The organism is Psychrobacter sp. TPE 89C, from assembly GCF_055522395.1.
In genome coordinates, this window is record NZ_JBVFXW010000006.1 from 74071 (window position 1) to 100118 (window position 26048).

The following is a 26048-nucleotide window of genomic DNA, read 5'->3' on the forward strand; positions in this document are numbered from 1 at the left end:
TAGGGTTTAAATACACAGGTTATTTAAACCCTTTTGTTATTTAAGTCCCTTTTTGAGTTAGGAGGACAATTATGAATATTGGTCAAGCATCAAAGCAATCAGGCATCTCTACCAAAATGATTCGCTACTATGAGCAGATTGGCTTGCTAGAAACAGTCAATCGCTCGAACTCAGGTTATCGCTTGTATTCTAAAGACGATATCGACGACTTATGCTTTTTAAGACATTCTCGCGACTTGGGATTCTCATCCAAGCAAATGAAAGAGTTACTGTATCTGCGCAAAAATGCCAACCGTCAGAGTGCAGATGTTAAACAACTGACACAAGAGCATATCGAAACGCTAAACCAAAAAATTGCTCAATTGCAGGAGATGGTCGATTCGTTACAGAACTCTTTTGATCATTGCGCAGGCGATAACAATGCAGAGTGCGCTATTTTAGAGGATCTAGGACAGAGTAAATAACTTATATCAGATGTACGAAATACATGATGAGGCCAATACAAATACTCAGCACATAAAAAACCCTTTAAGCGACAGATGACGCTTAAAGGGTTTAGATTTTGACTTAACCAAAACCATGTTAACGGTCTTTAACGACGGGCTAACTCAAAAATAGGCTGTCCGTATTCAACGTTCTGGCCACTTTCAACCAAAACTGCCGTGACAACACCTTCTTTATTACTAATCACTGGCTGCAAACGGGTCAACTCATCAATGAAGCAAACGGTTTGACCTTTTTGAATGTGGTCGCCTTCTTTGATCAAGTTGTCTGTTGCATCGTCTTCACTTAAGTAGACCTTCCCCACGTAAGTGGCACCTATTTGCAATACGTCACTACCCGTCTGTTCAGGCTCATGAGTAGGTGTTGACTCTATAGGATTAGCGCTCACATTATTCTGCGCACCTAGATTATTAACCACCGTAATAGACTGCCCGTTGTCTGCAATCGTGACTTCGTGCAGCTGACTGCTTTCAACCAGTTTGACCACACGTGCTATTTGCTCTATATCCATAATACATTCCTTATCTTAATTTTTTTAACTCATGCCCAGATATTTAGCAATGGTCATGACACTTAGGATACTCATCACGATGGCGATTAACCAACCAAATACCGCAATCCAAATAGGATGCTTATAATTGCCAACGATATTTTTTCTGTAGGCGGCAATCAAGATGATAACCATGGCGATAGGCAATACCAAACCATTTAGCGTACCGACCAATACCAGTACTTGGGCCGGTTTACCGATAGTGGCAAACACCATTGTCGAGATCACGATGAAACCAATAATGAAGTAGCGTTTATAAGTCTCAATGAACGGATGGAAGTTGGTCATAAAAGACACAGAGGTATAAGCAGCACCAATCACCGAGGTCACAGAAGCCGCCCAAATCACCATACCAAAAATAACTTTACCTGCGTTTCCTAGAATGTACTGAAACGGCGACATAGCTGGGTTGGCAGGATCCAGTGCAAAGCCTTGAGATACCACGCCTAATACTGCAAGGAATAAAAATACGCGAATCACCGAGGCAATTAAAATACCAGAGACAGAGCTTTTGGTTACTGAGCTTAGGTTCTCTTCTCCGCTGACACCCGCTTCTAGTAAGCGATGCGCACCTGAGAAAGTAATATAACCGCCAACCGTACCGCCGACTAGCGTCACGATAGCCACTGCATCAATTTTGTCAGGCATGATGGTTTTGCTGACGGCTTCTGCTAATGGCGGATCAGATTTAAAGACCACATAAATGACCAATACAATCAGGATAAAGCCCATTAACTGAGCGAACTTATCCATCATAGGCCCAGTTTCTCGGCCTAAAAATATCGCGACGGCAATCACACCGCTGATCAGAGCGCCTGTGATGGGCGACATATTAAACATGGACTGCATGCCAAGTCCGGCACCGCCAATATTACCAATATTAAAAGCCAGACCACCCGCAATGATTAAGAACGCGAGCAAGTAACCGACACCAGGAAACACCAAGTTGGCGATTTCCTGTGCACGTTTTTTGGAGACCGCGACTACTCGCCAAACATTAAGCTGGACGCCGATGTCCATAACAATGGATATTAAGATAACAAAGCCGAAACTTGCCATTAGGCTTTCGGTGAATGTAGCCGTTTGGGTCAAAAACCCTGGCCCTACGGCTGATGTAGCCATCAGGAAGGCCGCGCCTAAAATGGCGGTATTGTGTTTTTTTATAGTGCTCATAAACATCCTTGTGCTATATGGAATTATTTAATCAAATGATTAGGAAACGGATATTTAGTGGGCAGATATAGTGATACCTTTGAGCTCTAGTTGTTTCTTTATCTCTTGCGCAAATAAAATAGCGTGTTCACCATCCCCATGTAGGCAGATGCTTTGCGCTTCTACTGGTACGGTCTGACCACAAACACTGGTGACGGTTCCTTCAGTAATCATCTGCAATACATGCTTAATCGCATCATCCGTATCGGTTATCAGGGCGTTGTCTTTGCTACGAGAGACCAATGAACCGTCTTTTTCATAGTTTCTATCAGCGAACACTTCTGATATCACCTCTAGACCATGTTTCTTAGCTGATTTGACCAAATAGCCGCCAGACAAACCCATGACCTTTAGGCTTGGATCAAATCGTTTGATTTCACTCGCCAAAATATCTGATAAATTTTCATCGATTGCAGCTTGGTTGTACAACGCACCATGCGGTTTTACATAGTCCAAAGTCACGCCGACTAAGTCGCAGAGTGCTTTGGTTGCACCCAGCTGATACACTAATAAAGCACGATAATCGGCTTCACTTAACGGCTGATGAATACGGCCAAAGTTTTCTCTATCGTTTAGACCAGGATGCGCGCCTACGCTCACGTTGTTTGCTTTTGCCAATTGCAACGTTGCTAGCATCTCGCTGTAAGAACCAGCGTGCAAGCCGCAGCAGACATTGGCTGAGCTGACTATCGTCAATAACTTATCGTCTTGCCCGCAGCCTTCCGCCACATCAGCATTTAAATCAATTTTCATTGGCATACTCCTTTATTTGATCGATGTAATGTTGTCTTTTCTGTTGTTCATACAGCGCCTGCTCTAACGACACAACGACGAACTGACAGGCTTTGCCAAATCTAATCTGTGCCATCAGACCTATGTCTGCTTGAATCACAGTTGCAATTTTAGGGTAGCCACCCGTTGTTTGACCATCTGCCATTAGGACAATCGGTTGTCCTTGCGGTGGTACTTGGATCATCCCAATATCAACGCCATGTGAGCTCATTTCTACTGGCTGACTAAATTCAAGTGCTGTAGCTCCTTCTAAGCGGTAACCCATACGGTTGCTACTGGTTTGTAGTTTCCATGGCTGGGTCTCAAATGCTTGTTTAGACGACTCAGTGAAGCAGTCGTATTCACTGCTTTTTATCACTCGAATAACCTCGGTTGGTGCAAGTCGAGCCACCCCAATGACAGGCAGGTTTGATTCAGTTTTTACCGTTAAGCTGTCATCGGCTTTTAGGTATCTGCCTTCAAATCCGCCAAATCCTGCTTTGAGATTGGTGCTGACTGACTGCAATACTGGCTCGATATCAAAGCCGCCATGCACACATAAATAGGTATACATACCTTGTAGCGGACGCAAAAGTTTGAGCGTTTGCCCAGCTGTTGCATTGATACGCCAATAGCAAGGAACGCGTTTGTCATCTAGATAGGCCTCGTATAAAGCGCCTGTTAAGCAAAAGCTGACGCTTTCTTCAAACTGTATAGTTAGCTCACCGAGTGCTATTTCAATAGCAGGTTCGTTGGCTTCGTTTTTCATCAAAGCGTTGCCAGCTTGTAGCGCCCAGCTGTCCATCACGCCATTTCTACCCACGCCCATACTGCGGTAACCCAGTCGTCCCGAATCTTGAATACTGGCAAGGGCACTTGCGGTTAAAATTTTCATTGATACCACCTGTTTATTTGTCTTTTTGATTCATGCATCTTTTATTTATCGCTTATTGATGAATATCAATCGCTTTAAATGTCAAAGTATCGCCTGCGTTAAGCAACGTCGGAGAAGACTTGGTTAAATCAAATAAAGCAGTATCCGTCTGGCCGAGTAACTGCCAACCGCCTGGAGACTCAAAAGGGTACACCCCTGTCTGCTCGCCGCCTATACCCACTGAGCCTGCCGGCACTTGAGTTCTAGGGATGGCATGCCTTGGGAAATACAGCGACTCAGACAAGCCGCCAAGATAAGGAAATCCTGGCTGAAAACCGATAAAGTAAACGGTATAAGTGGCTTTGGTATGTAGCTCAACAACGGCTTCAACCGAGAGGTTTAGGTCATTCGCCATGGCCGCTAGATCGGGGCCATACTTACCGCCGTACTGCACGGGTATCTCGACGTGCTTGCCTTGGATGGTTTTTGAAGGGATATCATTGAGCAGATCTGACAGCCTATCTTTAAAGGTAATAAGCTCAGCCCATGTTAATGGCATGATGAATACACTGAGCGTATTCATACCAATCACCACTTCGATGACTTCTGGCATTTTCTGGATGCTGTCTGATAAAGCCCAGCATTTTTGTTGTTTTTCTAAGGTGATCGGTTTAGGGAAAAACAACGCGAGATTGGTTTCACTGCATAGTTGCCATTGTAGGTCCATTAGCACGTACTCCATTATTTTTATCTGCTATAGTCAAATCCCCTATAAATTGGAGACGGTGTCAGGCTTGCTTAGTCTACGACTTGTAGTACTTTCACTCGCCTTCCTGGTATCCAAATTATATTGAACCGACTATATCTTGATTCTGACGCTTCTGACGCTAATGTCAGATTTGGTTTTCGCTTTTGCGGGCAAGAACTGATTTATATATTGTCTTGTATCCACTGTTCCAGATAATGAATGCTCATTTGACCTTCACAAAACACCTCATCTTCAAAGAGTCGTTGATGCAGACCAATATTGGTATCAATGCCCGTAATTTGCGCTTCCGATAGAGCCGCACGCATTTTTTCTATCGCTTTTTCTCTTGAACGATCTTGTACACATATCTTGGCAATCAAGCTGTCATAAGATGGCGGCACAGTGTAGTTCGACTCAGCATGGCTATCCACTCTGATACCAAACCCTGCTGGCATGTGGCAGTAGTCTATGCGCCCAGCATTTGGCAAAAATGTCTGCGCGTTTTCAGCATTGATACGGCACTCAAAAGCGTGTCCGGTAATGGCGATATCACTTTGCTTGTATGCCAATGGAAGCCCTGCAGCCACTCTGATTTGTTCTTGCACAATATCGACACCCGTCACCATCTCAGTAATGGTGTGCTCAACTTGCACACGAGTGTTCATCTCGATAAAGAAGAACTCGCCGTTTTCATATAAAAACTCAAACGTGCCTGCGCCTCTATACTGCATTTGCTCGCAAGCTGTGACACATGCTTGACCGATTTTCTGACGCTGCTCTTCGGTGATACCAGGTGCTGGCGCTTCTTCAATGACTTTTTGATGACGACGCTGCATAGAGCAATCACGCTCGCCTAAATAAATAGCATTGCCGTGAGTATCAGACATGACTTGCACTTCGATATGACGCGGTGCTTGTAAGTATTTTTCGAGATAAACGATAGCGCTACCAAAATTCGCTTTGGCTTCTGTTTGCGTCATAGAGATCGCAGAGAGTAAGTCGGCTTCTTTTTCGACCACACGCATCCCACGACCGCCGCCACCGCTTGCCGCCTTGATAATGACTGGATAACCGACCTCACTGGCAATCTTGATAGCTTGCTCTGAATCAGCAGGCAATGCGCCATCAGAACCAGGTACACAGGGCACGCCAGCCATTGTCATTTGTTTTTTGGCTTCAACCTTGTCGCCCATGTTTCTGATATTGTCAGCCGTTGGGCCAATAAACGTGAGACCTGAGTCTTCAATCAAGGCCGCAAAGTCTGCGTTTTCAGACAAAAAGCCATAGCCTGGATGGATGGCTTGTGCGTTGGTGATTTTTGCAGCAGAAACCAGCGCTCTTTGATTGAGGTAGCTGTGTGTGGCATTGGCAGGCCCGATACAGATTTTTTCATCGGCTAGGCGTACGGGCAATGAGTCTTTGTCTGATTCAGAATGCGCAATGACGGATTTAATACCCAACTGCTTACAAGCTCGGATAATACGTAGAGCAATCTCGCCACGGTTGGCAATTAAGATTTTTGTGAACATATTTATTCCCTTAAAAATATAGTGTCAAATACAGTGTTTGTGCAGCGTCTATACAATATTGAGCGGCTATTGAGTGACTTTAACTGTCTGGCGCTATAATAAATAAAGGCTGTGCATATTCTACGACATCACCTTCATCGATCAGAATCTCTTGAATCGTACCGTCAGCTTCTGCTTTTACTTCATGCATCATTTTCATGGCTTCAATGATACATAGAGTCTGCCCTGCTACTACCTGATCGCCCACTTCAAAGAACGCTTCAGCGGTTGGCTCAGAGCGAAGATAGAAAGTACCGAGCATAGGCGCCAATACTTGGGATGAAGATGAAGAAACAGATGAATTGGCGACCTCAGTAGTCACCGTTTCATCCATAGAGCCGTTGTCTGCACTGGTATTATTAGGAGTGTTATTGTGGGAGGTTACTGTACGTGATTCTGAATGAGCAGTTTTTGAGTGACGAGTATTACCAATATGATTGCTGCTTTCATTGCCATTAGCCTGACAAACGATAGAGATACGTGCATCACCATCGGTTACTTCTAATGATTGTATGTCAGCGCTTTCTGCGATTTTGATCAGCTTTTCTAGATCTGTAAAGTTAATATTCATATTGTTAGCTATTCCATTAGAGTAAAAGTGAATAATTATTTTTTATAAAAAATTTGTGCGATATAACTGATGTAAATAGGGCCCTACTTTTAAACCATACGCTTTTATTTACTAAGAGCTTTGTGGACAAACAAGATTGGATGCCATTACATTTTAAAATGGCGTTTTAAAATAGCCTTGTCACCCAACATTATAGAACTGCCAAGTCTTCATCTTTTGGGTCGCAGATAAACATATGTCCCGGCGCGTGCGTTATCATCAGTTCAGGTTTACTGGTCATTGCGATGCTTTGAGGCGTCACGCCGCAAGCCCAAAACACAGGCACTTCACCTTCCTTTATGAGTGATGCATCACCAAAATCGGGAGAATGGATGTCTGTTATACCGATGACACTAGGGTCTCCAATGTGGATAGGCGCGCCATGTACTTGCGGAAACCGAGAGGTGGCTTGTACGGCTCTGGTGATTAATGGATAAGGTATCGGTCGCATGCTGACCACCATTTTTCCATAAAACTGTCCTGCAGGCTCAGTTTCTATATTTGTGATATACATCGGCACATTGTGATTGTCTTCGATATGTCTGACAGGAATAGACGCATTGAGCATGGCAGACTCAAAGGAAAAACTACATCCTAAAAGAAAGCAGACCAAGTCCTCCCTCCAATAGTCTGTTAAGTCTGACACCTCAGCTACTAGCTCGCCGAACTCGTATATTCGATACTTTGGGACATCAGACTTTAAGTCTGCGCCCTTCGCCATCAGCCGTGGTTCCGAACTACCAACATCTGTTACGTCTAAAATAGGACAAGATTTTGGGTTTCTTTGTGCAAACAATAAAAAATCATAGGCCAATTTCTTGGGTACTATGACTAGGTTTGCTTGTATGTGACCTTTGCACATGCCAGAAGTCGGCTTGTTGATTTCGTTCTTACCAATTAGTGCTCTGACCTCTTGTGGCGTCATATTTGCTAAATCTAACATAATTACAACCTCTTACGTTTTGACATTTCTGGCAGATAAAAAATCATCTAATAAAAACTGTATGAAGTTGGCGCTTTGTAACAGTATTTTATATATAGATAACTATATTATCGTTATGTAACCTAGCAGAACATTTTTAAAATGACAAGACGTAAGCGTTGTGAATAAACGCATGTGATACATAAATGAGAGTAGACAAGGAGGGGGTGGTTATAATTATGAGCACTTGTGCAGTGTTTATTGTAGGCATTGACCAACAACTGTTTTTTATTGGTACTTACTGGCATTTATTGACGCTACTTATTTAAAGCAATCGCTGCTGACTTTAGCCAAGTCGCCGCTTTGCCTAAAGAGCGCTGCTTGTGCCAAATCAGCTCTAATGCGACTGGCCAATCATGATCGTCAAAATCCAGTATCGGTGCGACCAGATAGCCATTATCTAAGGCACTAGCAACCACGTGCTCAGGTACAAACGCCCAGCCTAGATTGCGCTGTACCAATTCAACGATTACCCACTGACTCTCCACCCACCAGACATCAGAAGCGACTCGTAACCGGGCTTTTTCATCGCTGTGATTGCGTGTGGCTACCATTAGCTGTCTGTAGCGTTTTAGCTCCTCCCATGCGACTGGCTGATGTGCCAGCTCATGTTCTGGTGCGCATACCAATGTCAATGATACCCAGCCAAGCGTATGAAAATTCAATGCTGAAGGGAGGATTTCTTGACGCCACATAATGCCCAAATCCGCGCGATCTTCTAATACCAAACGGCTGACATCCTCCATCAGTGGAAACAGTAGCTCTAGCTCTACACTGGGGAAGCGACGAGAGAACTCTTCCATTAGTGTGCCCAGTTTGGATTCCGGATACAGCTCATCAACCGCTAATACCAGCCTGCTCTCTACTCCTTCACCCAAACTCTGTGCAACCCCGCGAAAATGCTCACAACGCTCAAGTATCACCCGAGCTTCGACCAGTAACCGCTCTCCAACGGGCGTTAGCGTTGGATAACGGCCACTGCGTACAAATAAACTACTATCTACATCGACTTCTAAATTTGAGACAGCCGTGCTGATGACTGACTGCGCCTTACCCAGTTGCCGCGCTGCTGCTGAGAATGACCCTGTTTCCACGGTCGCTACAAAGGCTTTTAGTTGCTCTAATGAAAAGCTCATCTATCTGTATATCCTATAGGTCCCAACTTGGTTATCCGATTTTAACAGATACAATAGCCCGATAAATCACTAATTCAATTGGGAAGTTCGATGCGTACTACTAAAGACCGTATTCGCCATACGCTAGGTTTTGAGATAGTTGGCTTAATCATATTTATACCGCTGGCAAGCTGGTTATTCGGCTTTGATATTCATGCGATAGGTCTGATTGCGGTGGCTGGATCCATCATTGCAACAGGTTGGAACTATTTCTATAACCTACTGTTTGACCATTCTATGGTGAAGCTGCGTAGAAATGTGCATAAGACGGTGCCAATACGATTGCTACACGCCTTTTTATTTGAAGGGGGCCTACTGTTATTATTCTTACCGATGATTGCATGGTATTTGGGTATCAGCCTATGGCAGGCCTTTATGATGGATATTACGATGGCTACTTTCTATGTGGTCTATGCCTTCTTCTATAACTTAAGTTACGACAAGGTATTTCCTATTCCAGAAAACCACCTTGCCACTCAATTCAATCATTAGATTCTATGGTTGAATCAAACTAGGTCTATATAACGGTAGTTTTTCTCAGATTGTTTTATGTCTGTTAAATCGATATCCACTACGGCTATTTCTTGCGTCGAACCAAGTTTTTTTATAATGCTTCCTGTAGGAGAGACGACTAGACTCTCTCCTACAAACTCACCGCCATGACCGACGCCCACACCGTTGCAGGTAATCACAAAACATTGGTTTTCAATGGCACGCGCTTGAGTCAATACATAATGGACATTCGCATAGGGAGACATATTGCCATTTGGCATAAAAATAATTTTTGCGCCTTTCTTTGCCAGTGCTCTAGAACCTTCTGGAAACTCTAGCTCAAAACAAATCTGAGCACCGCAAACCACATTATTGATTTCAACGACGAAAAACTCATCCCCACTGGTAAACACGCCAACATCATCAAGCCAAAGCTTTGACTTTCGGTGTTTATGAATGATTTTGCCGTTTTTTATAAAAGAACATGCGTTATAGAAAAGTTGATCCTGTTTGTCAATATGCCCAATAATAATGGTTGAATCGGTATTTTTGCTGGCTATTAGTAAGTCTTCAAAATGTGATTGTGACTGACTGCATAAAGAGTCAATATTATCTGCTGTCGGAAATCCTGTAAAAGCAAGCTCTGGAAAAATCATAAAGCCTTGACAGTCTTTGTGCTCATTGATGGATTTCAATATCAAGGCGGCATTTACCGACACTTGATAATCAGTGATATCAATCTGGTTGATGACGATTTTCATAGAATATTATTCTCATTAATATTGCACTGCAACTCCAACCAACGGCTCAATTTAATAATGTCAGCTTGATTTGACTTTAAATCATTATAAAAGAAATAGAAACTGTCGCCAGTGAGTAATTCATGCATTGGGATTTTGACAAGATTTTGCTGATGTGTTTGTTCTAGCATCATATAGTTGTCGATAAGCGTAATACCCAAGTTATAACGCGCGGCCTGTGCGGCAAGAAGTACGTGGCTAAACTGATTGACTTTTACATTACTTGGTAACTCGAACCCACCTGCTTTGCACCACTTTAGCCAATCATTGGCCGCGTTTTCACTTTTTCCAGCGTATTTTACGGACAGTATGGGATGTTGCCATAATGCCTCAGGTAACGGTTGATCCTTTATTTCCTCCCATAGCCTTTGACCACAGATAGGAAATAGCTTTTCAGCGAATAAAAACGTGCTGACCACGTTACGCTTTGGCGGATGGACGGTAATAAAACAATCAGAACATTGCTCATTATAATCGTCTTGGTCTGTCACCATATTTAAAGTGAGCTCAATCTCTGGATGCTGTGTATGAAAGTCCTCTAATCGAGGAATCAGCCAATTAACAGCCACCGAGCTATACAGTGCTAGGCGAATATGTCCAGGTTGGTCATTTCGAATGGCCTGACTGGTGTTGGACAGCGCCGTCAGCGATTGATTCACCTCTGTGAAATAACGCCTCCCTATCTCCGTCAACGAAAGTGTCCTACCCTGCCTATAAAACAACGCTTCTCCAAGGTACTCCTCAAGCGTCCGGACTTGATGACTCACAGCACTTTGCGTCACGTTGAGACTCTCTGCTGCCTTTGAAAAGCTATTCAGTCTTGCAACGGATTCAAAACATTGTATCGCACGCAATGGTGGTAGTTTCATTATTATCTCAGCTAATACTAAAGGGCTTTATATCATTATACGTCATGTAAATATATGAATATACTGCTTACTCAAGTATTAAATGAACGTCATTTGATGTCAATTTCTATCTATTTTTAGAGTAACGCTAAGGGTTGTTATGCCAAAGATGAGTGTTGGGTTTGCCATGATTCTATTGGTTGTGGGGAATATGATTGCCGTCCTATCAGATGCGTTGATCAAAGAATTGCCAGATGGCGCAGCGGTCTATCAATTTGTCCTACTACGTCAGCTGACAGCTGTTTTGATGCTACTACCCTTTTGCTTTTTGAATAAAAAAACCAAGTTGATTAGTAATATAAAATGGCATTTTGTACGGGGCCATATTTGGTTATTTGGTGCGGTATTTATGGTGTTGTCTATTCAAGCGCTACCGCTGGCAACGGCGAATGCTATTTTTTATACCGCTCCTTTAATGATGTTGCCGTTAGGATTTTTGTTTTATAAAGACAGACTCAACGCGCCAAGCATCATTGTGGCAATATTGGGGTTTGTCGGCATTCTTATCATTGTAAAGCCAACGCAAATTAATATGGGCGCTATCTTTGCACTGATAGTCGCCTTAACCATGGCGACGAACAACCTACTAGTGCGTAAACTGCCTTCAAATCATACCGTTGCACAAACACTGTTTTTGACCAATTTAGTCGGCATACCATTTGGGCTTAGTTTGGCCATTTGGGAAAATGCCCCTTTGAGTTGGTACGCGCTATGGATAGCAGCCGGCTCAAATCTGTTTATTTTGATTTATGCGGGTATCTGCGTACTGGTGTACCGAGCGGTGGAAGCCCATAAAATATCTAGTGCAGAATATACGGGTCTGTTAGGAGCAGTATTCATCGGCATCGTATGGTTCCATGAGATACCGGATATCAGCTTATTGATAGGTTCAGCATTGATTATTATTCCTCTTATCTGGCTCGCCACACGAGAGTCTGTCAAATACAAGAGATCGGTCCCGATAGAGTAAATCTTAATCTTAGCAATCTATCTATCCTTAACCTCTATTGAAAATCAGGCATCACGTCAAAAAATTACATCGAGTTGATGTGATTTTTTATCGATGAAATCTTACTGCGCATTTTTCACTTTTATTTTCTCAACCAAAAAATCGACGGCAGCTTTCACTTTTGGGACTAGATAGCGCTGCTTTTGATACAGCAAATACACAGCCATATCAGCATGTTGCGTAATCGCTAATGGATGCTCAAATTTAATCTCTTGTAATGCGCCTGACTCTAGATATGACGACAACGCCCAGTGTGTTGACATTAAAATACCTTCACCATTACAAGCCTTTTTGGCAAGCCATGGTCCATTGTTTGAGATCGCAACTGCGGGGCCCGAGACATCATGCCACTGATCATCCACATGACAGAGCCAAGGCGTTGGCCCATTTGGCGCTTTGAAATACAGGCCTTTATGTTCTTTTAACGCCATTACATGGTTAGGTGTACCATATTTTTCTAAATAACTGGGAGAGGCAACCGGAATAAACCCATTGTCCATTAGCCTAATAGCAATCACGCGCTCATTGGGTGCATAACCACCCCGAATCGCAATGTCCACATCGTCACGCCCTAGTGCTGATAGCTCATCGCTGAGACTGACATCCAATACAATCTCTGGGTACAACTTACCAAGTTCATCTAACAACGGCAGTAGTATCCTTTCACCAAAGCCCACCATCGAACTGATTCGTAAGCGTCCCATTGGCGTGGTCTGGTAACTGCGCACCGTTTCTTTACTTTGTTCTAGTTGGTTCAATATGTGCTGCATATCATTGTAATAAACCTGCCCCACTTCGGTCAGTTTAACAATTCGGGTCGAGCGCTTTAATAATGTCGCGCCCAGACTTTTCTCCAAATCAGACACCCGTCTAGATAGTGAGGATGGTGGCACATTAAAGGAACTTGCTGCTTTAGTGAAACTGCCTGTTTCTACGACTTTGCTGAAATACCGTATCGCACGTAATTGATCCAACTGACCTCTCCATTGAGTAAATAGTTTAGGGCGTGTTTGATATTCGACCATGGCACTGACAGAGCGTATTTGTGAATATCAAGCACGCCCTAGTATTCTCGCTTTATTATTGTCTTAATAGCAATAGTGATTCACGTTATTCCTTATATATAACCACATTAAAACCAGTAATAATGTGGTTAACTTAAACGTCGCAATGAAAACACGATTAAAAATAACCTTTACGTCAACAATGGAAGAATGACTTATGATTACTTTGCACGGCTTTGCTGCAAGCAACTATTACAACATCGTAAAACACGCTCTTTTATATAAGGGCATTCCGTTCCAAGAAGACCTTTTATACGCTGGTAGTGATGATCTACTAACCGTCAGTCCAGTGGGCAAAGTACCTGCAATCACCATGCCTGACGGTTTTAATCTGTCGGAATCTAGCGTGATTTGTGACTTCCTTGAAGAAACCTATCCTGAAAAGCCGCTATATCCTACCAATGCAACAGAACGCGCGGCTGTACGTCAGATTATGAAAATAGCAGAGCTTTACTTTGAGCTACCATGCCGCCGACTGATTCCTTATGTGTTTTCTGGTACTCAAGCACCTAACGCAATCAAAGATGAAGTACGTCAAGTATTGGGCCGCGGTATTATTGCCATGAATCGCCTATGTAAATTTTCTCCTTGGATTGCAGGCGAACAATTCACCATGGCCGACATCTATGTGCATCACGTCAACACCATTGTCAACGCTTTTGGATCTACTCAGCTTGAGTGGGATGTACTGGCAGAAGTGGAAGGCATGAAAGAATGGAACAAGGCCATGAGTAAAACCGACATTGCACAAAGCGTTCAGGCAGATAGCCAAGCGAATATGCCTGAGTTCATGCAGCATGTGACTGCCCAAATTAAAGCCGCAAATGCTGGCTAGTTCGATGCTAAAAAGCATTCAACGATAAAACAATCGCTATTGAAATTCTTACTCACAACTAAACGACCAAAAAATAGGGCCAATGCCATCACGTGATTGGCCAAAAAAATAACTATTTGCAGGAGCAAATCTTATGACCGATAAAAATATCCAATTGACCTCAACCATCAGCGAAGACAATAAACTAACCTTGGCTTTGCAAGAAATCGATATGCCACAACCGGGTGCCGACGAAGTTGTTGTTCGTATCGAAGCCGCACCGTTGAACCCATCTGATTTAGCCGTTCTATTTAGCGTCGCTGACATGTCGACTGCCGCGCAATCAGGCACAGACGAGAACCCAGTTATCACTGCTGACGTGCCAGCTAAGTTCATGCCATCCGTCAAAACTCGTGTGGGTAAAAACACGCCAGTTGGTAATGAAGGCGCAGGTACCGTAGTCGCCGCAGGATCATCAGATGCCGCACAAGCATTGATAGGTAAAACCGTTGCTGTGATCGGTGGTGGTACGTACCGTCAGTATCTTCGTGCTAACGTACAGAGCTGCTTAGAGCTAAAAGAAGGCACTACAGCTAAAGAAGGCGCATCTTCTTTCGTGAATCCCCTTACTGCTCTAGCCATGGTCGAAACCATGCGCGCTGAAGGCCACAAAGCCATCGTACATGCGGCTGCTGCTTCTAGCCTTGGTCAAATGCTAAACCGTATCTGTATGGCAGACGGTGTTGACTTAGTGAATATCGTCCGTAAAGACTCGCAAGAAAAGCTATTGCGCGATATGGGCGCAAAATATGTGGTCAACTCAAGCAGCGATACGTTTATTGCTGATTTAACAGCGGCCATTACTGAAACAGGTGCTACGATTTCATTTGATCCAATCGGCGGCGGTCAATTGAGCAGCGATATTCTGAACTGCATGGAAGCGGCTATCAATGTTGATGTAGAAGAATACAGCGTTTATGGCTCTAACACGTTCAAGCAAGCCTACATCTATGGCGCACTAAACCGTGGCCCTATCACGCTAAACCGTAACTTTGGTTTTTCTTGGGGTGTGAATGGCTTCCTACTGTTCAATGCGCTAGGTAAACTGGGCACCAAAACTGTCGTGAAAATGCGCCAACGTGTTGCAGAAGAAATCACCACCACTTTTGCAAGCAGCTACACGCATGAAGTGTCATTGGCAGAAGTGTTGCACTTACAGTCAATCGCTGCTTATGGCAAACAAGCAACAGGTGAGAAGTACTTAATCACGCCTCAGGCTTAATAAGCAATAAAAGTTGTTGTATATCCAATATATAGTGAACTTTAACTGAGGGATTTTGAATATATAAAAAGGCAGATACTGATAATGGTATCTGCCTTTTTTTGTGTTTGATTATTGACCTACTTTATCAGAGAATTTTAACTTGAGATATTTGTATTCCCAACCATCATTGTGGTTATATGGCTTCTTTGACATAATTAACAAATAGCGCTGCTGCAACAGTTGAAGGCAAATACAGTTTTGGTAAAAAGGGCGACAACATGTCTGTATTGACCATCGCCAATGACAACCAAGTCTCTCACTTTAAAAAGGATATGTTATGTCGTTTATCAAAATATGCACATTGGCATTAGTTACCGCCTCGTCTTTAGCGGCGTGTAGCAGTTATAATCAGACAGACTTGAGCAATAAAACGAGTGTCAGTCAAATCACAGACGGCAACTCATTTATGAATACGATAAAACCAAGCAGCGCTCAGGCGATAATTGGTCAAGTGACTGTCATTACCTCACAAGACCGAACGCAGCAAAAAGTCACCATAGTGGCTCAAGATGGTAATTCTTATATAGCATCCATTAGCAAGTCTGATTTTGATCAGCAGAATACCTATCAAATGCAAAAGCTGGTCATAGGCGACTATGTAGAGGTAATGGGCGAGCAGTCACAATTAGATGACGAGCGCCAGCTTACTGTACGTGCGATGCCATACGTATTACGCAAAATCATTATCGCTGACCATCAAGTAGATTGTGTGGGCGTTGCTCCGCAGTCTTGCTGGTTGACGAAGCCTGCTGGACTCACCGCCGATAGTCAGGCAGATTGGAAGTATAGATATAGCGGCATAGAAGGCTTTGACTACGAACCTAACTATGAATATACCTTGCTTATCAAGAATACGGCCATTGACAGACCACCTGCTGATGCATCGTCAATTCAAAGCACTCTAATACAAGTACTTGAGAAAAAAAGAACCAAACCTTAATTGGTAAAATATAAATAACCAAAGCGGACAAATAACCACATAATGAAAAAATCAGTGCAAAATACCTTAAATCGGGTCGGACTTACCATTTTGGTTGCCGCTTCATTGATGTCTGGAACAGTACAAGCAGCCGACAGCAATCATACTTTGAAAATTGAAGTTGATAAGCAAGCCAAATTATTGATGGAAGAGCATGACATCCCCGGCATGTCCTTTGGCATTATTATCGATGGCGAGTCTTATCTCTATAATTATGGCCTAGCGGACAAACAAGCCCGCATACCTGTCTCAGAAAACACGATTTTTGAATTAGGCTCTATCAGCAAGACATTTGCCGCTACTCTAGCCAGTTATTCTGAACTTAATGGCACGCTATCATTAGAAGATACCGCTGATAAATATATCCCTTATCTAAAAAACAGCGCTATTGGTGATACCAAACTGATTAATCTAGCCACTTATTCGGCAGGTGGTCTACCGCTTCAAGTACCTGATGATGTCACCGATAATCAAGCATTGTTCCGCTATTATAAGTCTTGGCAGCCTGTATTCCCTGTCAACTCAAAACGTCTATATTCCAATGCCAGCATCGGGCTATTTGGCTACATATCTGCCCTAAGTATGGGCTCTGACTACACACAGCTAATGGAAGATGAAATCCTGCCAGCACTCAACATGCCGAATACCTTTGTCAATGTGCCTAGTGACAGAATGGATGATTATGCGTTTGGTTATAATGCTGCTGGCGATGCCATTAGAGTCAATCCCGGTATGTTAGACGCAGAAGCCTACGGGATCAAATCAACCAGTGCAGATATGACTCGATATATGGCTGCGAATATGGGATTAGTATCTCTTGATAAAGATACTCAGCAATCATTGAAGAATAATAGAAAGGGTTACTATCAGGTGAGCACCTTTACACAAGGATTAGCGTGGGAGATGTATCCATTCCCTACTTCACTGGATACCTTGCTTGAAGGTAACTCGATGGATGTAGTACTGAACGCCCAAACCATTACCGCAGACAACCGCCCTACACCCGTTTTAAACAACGTATGGGCCAATAAGACAGGTGCTACCAATGGGTTTGGTGGGTATATCGCTTATATCCCTTCCAAAAAATCAGGCATCGTCATTTTAGCGAATAAAAACTATCCTAATGCGGATAGAGTCAAAGCAGCCTATACGATTTTGGAAAGTGCCATGACTCACTGATTTTTTCATTCATTTAATATGAGCCACAAAATGATCGGATGAGATAAAAGCTCGTTTTATGAATAGCTAGGGCGTGTTATCAATTAGCACATTTATGCATTTAGTAATAAAGCTAAAAAAATCTTACTGTATAAAAAACTGAGTAATAGTAGATAATTAAGTCTCAAGTGTTTAACGACTCTCTAAGGATATCTATGCATCACTCTATTCATGACGAGCCTCATCTTAGCAACCGCAACCATTGGTTAAGGGCAGCCGTATTAGGTGCGAATGATGGGTTGATTTCAACTGCCAGTTTACTGGTTGGCGTAGCAGCGGCAAATCCTAGTAGTCAGACAATGCTACTGACCGGACTGGCAGCATTGACAGCAGGTGCGTTATCAATGGCGGCTGGCGAGTATATTTCGGTGTCTTCGCAAGCAGATACCGAAAAGGCTGATTTAACCAAAGAGCAGTATGAGCTGACACATAATGCTGATCGCGAGCTCTTGGAATTAACGAAAATTTATGAAACGCGCGGACTTGATCACACGTTGGCTCATCAAGTCGCGGTGGCTTTAACTGAACATGATGCCCTTGAAGCCCATGCTCGTGACGAGATTGGTTTGACCGATCTTAGCCAAGCAAAGCCGATTCATGCATCCGTTGCTTCGGGATTATCGTTCATTGCTGGGGCGATATTGCCTGTGATTGGTATCATGGTATTACCAGCGCAGACATTGGTCTGGTCATTGGCATCTATTACCTTACTTGGTCTCATTATGTTGGGTGTGATATCGGCCCGTTTAGGCGGTGCGCCCATTATCCCTGCTATCGTTCGGATCGTTTCGTGGGGAGCGATTGCAATGCTAGCCACATCGATGATTGGATGTTTGTTCGGTGTGGCAGTGTAGAGGGGATTTCATTGAAAACAGTACCATCTTAATGGTAAGTTCATTAGATAGAGCAAGGAGTATCTGGCCAATAATACAAAGCATATATATAGTACTTGAAGCCTAGTCGTTGGTCTCACGATACACTGTGCTTTGTGATTCTTGTCTAAACACCTCATAACTGATAGCAGTATCAGCTTGCGACTCATTAGAGGCAGCTTCTGATAATGGTGCCTCAGTTGCCTTTGCTCCATTAGGTATACTGTCTTGACTCTCACTAATAGCCTCACCTTGTTTCGCAGCTGCTACTGGCGTCTCTATAGCGCTTGGGTCAGCCTCAGGTTTACTATCATCTATGCTTGTTTCTGATTCAGTCTCTTCAGCCGGTATATTGTTTGTCGTTACTTCTGTCTCAACTGCCTCAATATTGCTATTGAGAGTTGAGTTTGCATTATCAGGCACAGCGGTATTCGTTGAAGTGGATAGAATCCCAGTGAAAATAAGTGCTGCTACGATGACAGCAATCAACAATGAGCCAAAAAACATACCAATAATGAGGGGTTTTTTACTACTTGCCAGCTTCTGCGTCGCTGCTGGCTCGCTTACCATGTCATCTATCTGCGCCTCTTGAGTGTCCCAGTCATCATAAGTAGTCGCTTCGGGAGCAGAGGGTACGTCCGTTTCTGAATCCAGAATACTGTTATGGTCACTATCCAATTGACTGTCGTTAGAGTCCATTTCTAATAACTCATCTGTATCAAACATGCCTTCTACAAATGCGCTTTGATTTGAGAAATCAAAGACCGTCTCAGTATCTGCTGTCTCGGTCGCTATTAAATCTAACCGCGCCTGTGTATCATTGTCAGCATGGCAGTCACCTTCAATGCTTTGTACACGAGTGATGAAACGATTATAGATATCGTTATTGGTACGAGTACGCCATTTTCTATTGGCAATATCCGCCCATTTTTCTTCAAAATCTGTATCAATATCCGTTTTCTTGTCGCTCATAAAATAATACCAAACCAGTTTATTCTACTGGTATTAAATGACTGCTAGAATGAGTTGTGATATTTATCACCAAATTGTAACTATAGCGTAAACAAACAATATAGTTGCTCACTGTATTATCTTCAAGCACAATTTATTTGATATCAGTAATATTTGTAAAATGCCTAGCATACTATCGTCAATATGCTGATGAATATAAAGACAATATATAAAAACAGGTTTAAGAGTATGGACTTAAAACAGCTTAACGCCTTTATTGCTATCGCAGATTTGCGTAGCTTTAGTGCAGCCGCAACCAAAACAGGATTGTCACAGCCAAGCTTGAGTCGTCTACTTAAACAGCTAGAAATAGATATGGGTGTAGAGTTAATCGATCGCTATCATAGACCGTTAGATCTGACCGAAGCAGGCACGTTTTTTTATGATAAAATCAGTACCATACTGACTGAGATTGATACCGTTACCAGTATGACTCAACGACTGTCTGCACCAAGTAGCATTTTAAACATTGGCTTTGTGCCTTCTGTGCTTTATGGCTTGCTTCCTGAAATAATCGCGATGCTCAAGCAATCCAGCCCCGACATCGAAGTCAATCTAAAAGACATCAGCTCATATCAGCAAATCGAGGCACTCAAATCTGGTGAAATCGACATTGGCTTTGGTCGTTTTGCTCACAAAGACCCTTGGATTCAGCAGATATTACTACGGCATGAGCGTTACGTCGTCGCGCTACCAAAAGCACACGCCTTAGCGCATATCCATGAACAGCACTTGATAGATTTGGCAAACAACCGCTTGATTCTATACCATCAAACGCATTTACCAATAGCCACAACCGTATCGACTTCGAACGCACAGAGCGCAAAATTGACCGCTCATACAAAAAACCGTGCAACCAACAAGCAGTCCACACTTAATACGCCTATTACCGAGCCATTGCTGCATTTGTTTGCACAATATGGCATTTCGCCATTTATGACCACAACTGTGAGCGACTTACAGGTCGCGCTGGGTTTGGTGGCTGCTGGCGAAGGTATTACCCTCGTACCTGCCAGCCTAAAAACGGTGCGCACCGAGCAAATCAGTTATCAAAGCTTGGTGCATGAGAATGTCACCTCCCCTATCTATCTACATACGCTCAAAGACTTCGTTCACCCTAGTATTCCTGACTTACTCAGTGCGATTTATCACGTTTATGAGCAGCGCGGTATTACTTATCGTCAGCAGAAATTTATGTGAGTATTGTCAACCTTGACTGTTAAGTGCTAATCTCGCTATCACGCCCAGTAAAAAACGGTCAATCGTTAACTATCTATTGGCGTTGACCGTAAAAATAATCATTATTACGAGCCGTACAAGGTGTGATACAGTCACCGCTTATTTTTTGTACACATTGCTGTAATGGTTGCTGGCAGTACATCACAGGACGTGATGGCTGGCTATTTAACTATTTCGAGGGACTCATGACCACACAACAACTCAACAATTCCGACATGGCTAGCACTGCCCAAGAAGGCTTTAGCTGGCGCATTTTTGGTCCTGGTATTTTAATGGCGACTGCTGCTATTGGTGGCTCGCATCTTATCTCCTCTACGCAGGCTGGTGCTATCTATGGCTGGCAGTTGGCTATCATGATTATCTTAGCCAATGTGTTTAAGTATCCTTTCTTTCGCTTCGGCACTGACTATGTCTATGATACGGGCGAAAGCTTGATCGCAGGTTATGCCAAACGCTCAAAAGCATATTTGTGGATTTACTTCGTCTTATCTATCCTATCTGCAGTGATTAGTACAGGGGCGGTGACCCTGCTTGCTGCGGTGATACTAGGCTTTATGCTACCCGCGTCCCTTGGTCTATCAACGATGGCGCTGTCATTGATCATAGTGGGAGTGTCTTGGTTCTTTCTACTTGCTGGACACTATAAACTACTGGATGGTGTGACTAAGTGGATTATGATTGCTCTGGTCTCCGCTACAGTATTGGCGGTACTGATTGCTGCTGGCAAGCCGACGGTGATGACACCTGATTTTATTCCTACCTCTCCTTGGAATTTAGCAACGTTAGGCTTTATCGTGGCGCTCATGGGTTGGATGCCAGCGCCGCTTGAGTTTGCTGCCATTACCTCAATGTGGACATCTGCAAAGCGAAAAGCTGACAACACCACTCTCAAACAAGGTTTGCTTGATTTTAATGTGGGATTTTTGGTTTCTGCTATTTTAGCGTTGTTCTTTTTATCATTAGGTGTATTCGTTCAGTATGGTTCTGGTCAGGAAATTCAAACCGCAGGCGTCGCTTATATTGATCAGCTCATCAACATGTATACGGCGACCATCGGTGAATGGTCAAGGCTTCTGGTCGCCTTTATCGCCTTTATGTGTATGTTCGGCACGACGATTACCTGTGCTGACGGCTATGGCCGTGCGAATGCTGAGTGCTGGCGTCTACTGAAAGGTGAAAGCGAGATTAATAAAAAACAAGTCGCTTTTTGGACGACTTATGCCATCGGTGGTGGTCTAGTGATTATCACTTTCTTCACCGGACAATTGGGTGCCATGCTGAAGTTCGCCATGATATCAGCATTTGTGTCTGCGCCTATTTTTGGTTGGTTAAATTATTCATTGGTCAAAAAACATAAAAAACTATCAGCAGGTATGAATGTTTATTCAATTATAAGCTTACTGTTCCTAGGTGGCGTTGCCTTGTTATTCTTAGCCAATCTTGCCGGTCTCTTTGGTTAGACGCTTATCTAGAGTACGTCTAATCATTTATAAAGCCCTTTTAGCCTTGCTATCAGGGCTTTTTTCTTGCGTAATATTTATAAAGCGTGACAAGTACTTAGCCTATCTTTGTAAGTAAATGTAAATATTAAAGGTCAATCAATGAAGTCGTTTTACTAAAATGAATAGTAATGCATATGAACCGTTGATTTATGGATACCATTATTTATAATTCAAATAATATTAATTTTATTTAATTCATAATTTAAATTATATAATCAATTACAGCAAAAACCCCCTTCCCAGTGACTGATAATTGGGTATAATCGATAACAATAAAGAGAATATCATCCCTCCAAGTAAGGATTACAACATGACTTTATCATCTGCTGGCGCGCGCTTCCGTAGTGCCTTAAAACAAAAAAACGATAACAACCAACCACTACAAATTGCTGGTGCTATTAACGCTTATACTGCGATGATGGCAACCCAAGTTGGTCATCAAGCGTTGTATCTCTCTGGTGCTGGCGTGGCCAATGCGTCATTTGGCTTGCCTGATCTGGGTATGACCAGTCTTGATAACGTCCTAGAAGATGCCCGCCGCATTACCGATGCCGTTGATACACCGCTACTGGTTGATATTGATACTGGCTTTGGTGGCGCCTTTAATATTGCTCAGACCATCAGAAAAATGGAAAAGGCCGGCGTGGCAGCGGTACATATCGAAGATCAAGTGGCGCAAAAGCGCTGTGGTCATCGCCCTAATAAAGAAATCGTTAGTATCTCAGAGATGGTTGATCGTCTTAAAGCAGCACTAGATGCCAAAACCGATCCTGACTTTGTGGTGATGGCGCGTACAGATGCCTTATCTGTAGAAGGTTTAGATGCTGCTGTTGAACGTGCTGTTGCCTTCCAAGAAGCTGGCGCAGATATGATTTTTGCGGAAGCGCTAACCGATATCGAGATGTATCGTAAGTTTACCGATGTACTAGACATTCCTGTGCTAGCGAATATGACTGAGTTTGGTCAGACTGATTTGTACACCACTGATCAGCTGCATGGCGTTGGAGTTGATATGGTGTTATATCCGCTATCAGCCTTCCGTGCGATGAATAAAGCGGCATTGAATGTCTATCAGCATTTACTGAACGACGGTACGCAAGACAAAGTTGTCGATACCATGCAGACTCGTATGGAATTGTATGATTTCTTAAATTATCATGAATTTGAGCAGACACTAGACAAACTGTTTTCTGATAACAAGTAGTTAATGATTGGCAGCTAGTTGCTAGTTAGTTTAATTAGTGATCTTAATTAGCACATATCAACGCCAAAAAGACACATTGCTATTGCTGTTATCTTTACGACACTCATCTTCATTTACCTTTAGGTTATTTATGTCATTTTTTACCCCTAGTTCTATCGTTAAATCTTCAATTTTTAGCTGCACGCTCGCCGCGTTGTTGCTTACGACGGGCTGTGATAAAACACCAGAAACCGCTGACGACACGACTAGCGATGCAAGCACTGCTGAAGTCGTTGCCACAGATAAGGCTGCTGCACCCGCCACTCAAGACGACTTAGTAATGACGACAATTACGCTAGACACTGTCAACAAGCTATTATTTGCACCGATTATCAATAGCGGTACACTCAGCGCAGAGCAAGTAAGCTGCCTTGAGTCGCGCGATGAAGACTTAGGTAAAGCAGAGGTCGACAGCTTTTATAAAAGTCAGTTTACCGATGCAGAGCTGCAAGAGCTGGATGACTTCTATACGTCAGAGGTGGGGAAGAAGTTGATTGCTTTTGGCAATGAGCAATTGCTTGTCATGAATGGCGAAGAAATCGCAACGCCAATGGCTGAACCTACTCCGGAAGAGATGACGGAAATTCAAACGTTTATGGAGTCACCGCTTGGCGTTAAGTATATGAAGATTAATAATGCAGAAGGCGAAGGCAGCGCAATGGAAGTGCTTAACGTGCCTATCGAAGCCGAATTTAAGCGTTGCAATGTCGAGTTAGGTGGCCCACAGCCTGAACAGCCTGCGTAACGCTCAACTGGCGCTATAGTCAGTTATTAACCAATAAATTCATTATCAGAAACACCGTTTTTCACCCAAAAAAGCTACCCACAAAAGGAATTTAATCATGGCAGCACAGAAAGAACTTTCAGGCGCAGGTTTACGCGGTCAAGTCGCTGGCAAAACGGCACTATCTACTGTTGGCAAATCAGGCTCAGGTCTGACCTATCGTGGTTACGACGTGTCAGAACTGGCAGACAAATGCATTTTTGAAGAAGTGGCTTACTTGTTACTTTATGGCAACTTGCCAAACCAAACTGAGCTTGATGCTTACCAGACCAAGCTAAAAGGCTTACGTGGTCTGCCACAAGCACTAAAAGACGTATTAGAGCGTATCCCAGCGACCGCACATCCAATGGATGTATTGCGTACTGGTTGCTCTATGCTTGGCAACCTTGAGACAGAAATGGACTTTGCAGAAGAAAACGATCAAACCGATCGTATGCTTGCTGTTTTCCCATCGATTATCAACTATTGGTATCGCTTCACGCATGACAACGTGCGTATCGAAACCGAAACGGATGATGAAACCATCGGCGGTCACTTCTTGCATCTGCTAAAAGGTGAGAAACCAAACGAGCTACACACAAAAGTGATGAACGTGTCTCTTATCTTGTACGCAGAGCATGAGTTCAACGCTTCAACCTTTACCGCTCGCGTTTGTGCTTCTACTTTATCTGACATTCATTCTTGTATCACAGGCGCGATTGGCTCATTACGTGGTCACTTGCATGGCGGTGCGAACGAAGCAGCGATGGATATGATTGAAGGCTTTGGTTCAGCCGATGAAGCCGAGACAGAAATGATGGCCATGCTGGCACGCAAAGACAAAATCATGGGCTTTGGTCATGCGATCTATAGCGAGTCAGATCCACGCAATGTCGTGATTAAAGGTTGGGCTGAAAAGCTGGCAGCGGATGTCGGTGATGAAGTGCTATATCCTGTATCAGTACGCTGTGAAGAAGTCATGTGGCGCGAGAAAAAACTGTTCTGTAATGCTGATTTTTTCCATGCCTCTGCTTACCACTTCATGGGTATCCCGACCAAACTGTTTACCCCTATCTTTGTCTGTTCACGCTTGACTGGCTGGGCAGCCCACGTGTTTGAGCAACGTGCCAATAACCGTATCATTCGCCCAAGTGCGGAGTACATTGGTGAAGAGTTACGTCCAGTACCAGAGATGAGCGCGCGCTGATTATTTAAAGTAGAATAATTATTTTTAAGATGTGCTTTGCGTGCTGAGAGTTAGACAACCTTTAACTGGCGCGCATGGCACACTCTATACTTAACTTTTGATATCTATGTTTACGTTTGGAGAAGTATGATGACAGTATGGCCATCATATGTCGTTTGGGTGGCAAGCTTCTTATGGTTAGTGGTATTACTAATCAAACCTATCGTCTATCCTCACCAAAACCAAAAGACGTCAAAAGTAGATATATTTATTTTCATAATATCAGCAATCACTCTACTCAGTTTTAGTTATACCAGTATCAAGTTTACGATAGATTTTTCTCAGAATAGTTTAAGTCGAGAGTGGTTAGATTTTTTGCTCAACTTATGGAGTTCTTTGTTTGTCATCAATATAGTATGCATGATAATGGCTTGGGCTAAATTATTTCGCCAAAACTATCCGTCCTCGCATACCAATTGGTTTTTTGTACTCATTACGACATTAGGAGTCGGTCATATACTGGCTTTAGGATCTTATGTTTAAACGTTCAATATTATTTTTTTAGCAAAGTCTTTATTTATCGCTAATAACAAGACTATCAACGATTTTTCTAAGAGAATATTTTTTATT

At 43.1% G+C, this 26048-nt stretch carries 26 protein-coding genes; 13 read left to right on the forward strand and 13 right to left on the reverse strand.

The annotated features are described in order from the left end of the window. Positions 1-71: 71 nt before the first annotated feature. Positions 72-464, forward strand: coding sequence for a Cu(I)-responsive transcriptional regulator (cueR, locus tag ACZW67_RS03550; protein ID WP_465182182.1), 393 nt, complete (start codon positions 72-74; stop codon positions 462-464). A 128-nt stretch (positions 465-592) separates the two neighbouring features. On the opposite strand, the gene ACZW67_RS03555 is transcribed toward cueR, so the two are convergent. The 9 genes from ACZW67_RS03555 to ACZW67_RS03595 form a co-directional block, all read right to left on the reverse strand. Then, complete coding sequence (locus ACZW67_RS03555) at positions 593-1015, reverse strand: acetyl-CoA carboxylase biotin carboxyl carrier protein (protein WP_465182183.1); 423 nt, start codon at positions 1013-1015, stop codon at positions 593-595. 24 nt (positions 1016-1039) lie between these two features. Beyond that, entirely contained in the window at positions 1040-2227 is a 1188-nt protein-coding gene (locus ACZW67_RS03560) for an NRAMP family divalent metal transporter (RefSeq protein ID WP_465182184.1), read from the reverse strand. 54 nt (positions 2228-2281) lie between these two features. Continuing rightward, positions 2282-3019 (reverse strand): 5-oxoprolinase subunit PxpA, encoded by a 738-nt coding sequence (gene pxpA / locus ACZW67_RS03565; RefSeq protein ID WP_465182185.1) that lies wholly within the window; start codon positions 3017-3019, stop codon positions 2282-2284. Beyond that, positions 3009-3932 (reverse strand): 5-oxoprolinase subunit C family protein, encoded by a 924-nt coding sequence (locus ACZW67_RS03570; RefSeq protein ID WP_465182186.1) that lies wholly within the window; start codon positions 3930-3932, stop codon positions 3009-3011. Before ACZW67_RS03570 ends, pxpA begins: the two co-directional genes overlap by 11 nt. Positions 3933-3984: 52 nt before the next feature. Beyond that, on the reverse strand, positions 3985-4638 hold the full coding sequence (gene pxpB, locus ACZW67_RS03575; protein WP_465182187.1) for a 5-oxoprolinase subunit PxpB: 654 nt from the start codon (positions 4636-4638) through the stop codon (positions 3985-3987). Positions 4639-4841: 203 nt separating this feature from the next. Further along, a complete protein-coding gene (gene accC / locus ACZW67_RS03580) occupies positions 4842-6188 on the reverse strand; it encodes an acetyl-CoA carboxylase biotin carboxylase subunit (protein WP_465182188.1) in 1347 nt (448 codons plus the stop codon). A 79-nt stretch (positions 6189-6267) separates the two neighbouring features. Then, positions 6268-6798, reverse strand: coding sequence for an acetyl-CoA carboxylase biotin carboxyl carrier protein (locus tag ACZW67_RS03585; protein ID WP_465182189.1), 531 nt, complete (start codon positions 6796-6798; stop codon positions 6268-6270). A 190-nt stretch (positions 6799-6988) separates the two neighbouring features. Beyond that, positions 6989-7780 (reverse strand): putative hydro-lyase, encoded by a 792-nt coding sequence (locus tag ACZW67_RS03590; RefSeq protein WP_194365333.1) that lies wholly within the window; start codon positions 7778-7780, stop codon positions 6989-6991. Between the two features lie 296 nt (positions 7781-8076). Next, positions 8077-8955, reverse strand: a complete 879-nt coding sequence (locus ACZW67_RS03595; RefSeq protein WP_465182190.1) for a LysR family transcriptional regulator — start codon at positions 8953-8955, stop codon at positions 8077-8079. Positions 8956-9045: 90 nt separating this feature from the next. On the opposite strand from ACZW67_RS03595, the gene ACZW67_RS03600 reads away from it, so the two are divergent. Then, complete coding sequence (locus ACZW67_RS03600) at positions 9046-9486, forward strand: PACE efflux transporter (protein WP_465182191.1); 441 nt, start codon at positions 9046-9048, stop codon at positions 9484-9486. Positions 9487-9500: 14 nt separating this feature from the next. Here the strand turns inward: ACZW67_RS03600 and ACZW67_RS03605 are convergent, their stop codons facing one another. Further along, positions 9501-10247 carry a carbon-nitrogen hydrolase family protein gene (locus tag ACZW67_RS03605; protein WP_465182192.1) on the reverse strand — a complete coding sequence of 249 codons (747 nt, stop codon included), beginning with the start codon at positions 10245-10247 and terminating at the stop codon, positions 9501-9503. Then, the gene (locus tag ACZW67_RS03610) at positions 10244-11155 is read right to left on the reverse strand and encodes a LysR family transcriptional regulator (RefSeq protein WP_465182193.1); all 912 of its coding nucleotides are present in this window, start codon (positions 11153-11155) and stop codon (positions 10244-10246) included. Before ACZW67_RS03610 ends, ACZW67_RS03605 begins: the two co-directional genes overlap by 4 nt. Positions 11156-11294: 139 nt before the next feature. On the opposite strand from ACZW67_RS03610, the gene ACZW67_RS03615 reads away from it, so the two are divergent. Continuing rightward, positions 11295-12164 (forward strand): DMT family transporter, encoded by an 870-nt coding sequence (locus ACZW67_RS03615; RefSeq protein WP_465182194.1) that lies wholly within the window; start codon positions 11295-11297, stop codon positions 12162-12164. Between the two features lie 101 nt (positions 12165-12265). On the opposite strand, the gene ACZW67_RS03620 is transcribed toward ACZW67_RS03615, so the two are convergent. Next, positions 12266-13177, reverse strand: coding sequence for a LysR family transcriptional regulator (locus tag ACZW67_RS03620; RefSeq protein ID WP_465182195.1), 912 nt, complete (start codon positions 13175-13177; stop codon positions 12266-12268). Positions 13178-13424: 247 nt separating this feature from the next. Between ACZW67_RS03620 and ACZW67_RS03625 the strand changes: the two genes are divergently transcribed. From ACZW67_RS03625 to ACZW67_RS03645, 5 genes are all read left to right on the forward strand, one after another. Continuing rightward, complete coding sequence (locus tag ACZW67_RS03625; RefSeq protein WP_197217208.1) at positions 13425-14102, forward strand: glutathione S-transferase family protein; 678 nt, start codon at positions 13425-13427, stop codon at positions 14100-14102. A 133-nt stretch (positions 14103-14235) separates the two neighbouring features. Then, entirely contained in the window at positions 14236-15363 is a 1128-nt protein-coding gene (locus ACZW67_RS03630; protein ID WP_465182196.1) for a zinc-binding dehydrogenase, read from the forward strand. A 319-nt stretch (positions 15364-15682) separates the two neighbouring features. After that, positions 15683-16345 (forward strand): DUF4377 domain-containing protein, encoded by a 663-nt coding sequence (locus ACZW67_RS03635; RefSeq protein ID WP_465182197.1) that lies wholly within the window; start codon positions 15683-15685, stop codon positions 16343-16345. Positions 16346-16399: 54 nt separating this feature from the next. Further along, complete coding sequence (gene ampC / locus ACZW67_RS03640; RefSeq protein WP_465182198.1) at positions 16400-17563, forward strand: class C beta-lactamase; 1164 nt, start codon at positions 16400-16402, stop codon at positions 17561-17563. 194 nt (positions 17564-17757) lie between these two features. Beyond that, positions 17758-18456 (forward strand): VIT1/CCC1 transporter family protein, encoded by a 699-nt coding sequence (locus tag ACZW67_RS03645; protein WP_465182199.1) that lies wholly within the window; start codon positions 17758-17760, stop codon positions 18454-18456. Positions 18457-18558: 102 nt separating this feature from the next. Here ACZW67_RS03645 and ACZW67_RS03650 read toward each other — a convergent pair whose 3' ends face one another. Then, positions 18559-19446: a hypothetical protein gene (locus ACZW67_RS03650; protein WP_465182200.1), complete on the reverse strand. Its 888-nt coding sequence runs from the start codon at positions 19444-19446 to the stop codon at positions 18559-18561. Positions 19447-19674: 228 nt separating this feature from the next. Between ACZW67_RS03650 and ACZW67_RS03655 the strand changes: the two genes are divergently transcribed. The 5 genes from ACZW67_RS03655 to prpC all read left to right on the forward strand — a co-directional run bounded on the left by ACZW67_RS03655 (position 19675) and on the right by prpC (position 25439). Next, positions 19675-20685, forward strand: coding sequence for a LysR family transcriptional regulator (locus ACZW67_RS03655; RefSeq protein ID WP_465182201.1), 1011 nt, complete (start codon positions 19675-19677; stop codon positions 20683-20685). Between the two features lie 224 nt (positions 20686-20909). Then, entirely contained in the window at positions 20910-22184 is a 1275-nt protein-coding gene (locus ACZW67_RS03660; protein WP_465182202.1) for an NRAMP family divalent metal transporter, read from the forward strand. A 352-nt stretch (positions 22185-22536) separates the two neighbouring features. Further along, entirely contained in the window at positions 22537-23430 is an 894-nt protein-coding gene (gene prpB, locus ACZW67_RS03665; protein ID WP_465182203.1) for a methylisocitrate lyase, read from the forward strand. A gap of 130 nt (positions 23431-23560) precedes the next feature. Next, positions 23561-24214 (forward strand): DUF2059 domain-containing protein, encoded by a 654-nt coding sequence (locus ACZW67_RS03670; protein ID WP_465182204.1) that lies wholly within the window; start codon positions 23561-23563, stop codon positions 24212-24214. 97 nt (positions 24215-24311) lie between these two features. Next, the gene (gene prpC, locus ACZW67_RS03675) at positions 24312-25439 is read left to right on the forward strand and encodes a bifunctional 2-methylcitrate synthase/citrate synthase (protein WP_465182205.1); all 1128 of its coding nucleotides are present in this window, start codon (positions 24312-24314) and stop codon (positions 25437-25439) included. The last annotated feature ends 609 nt before the right edge of the window (positions 25440-26048 follow it).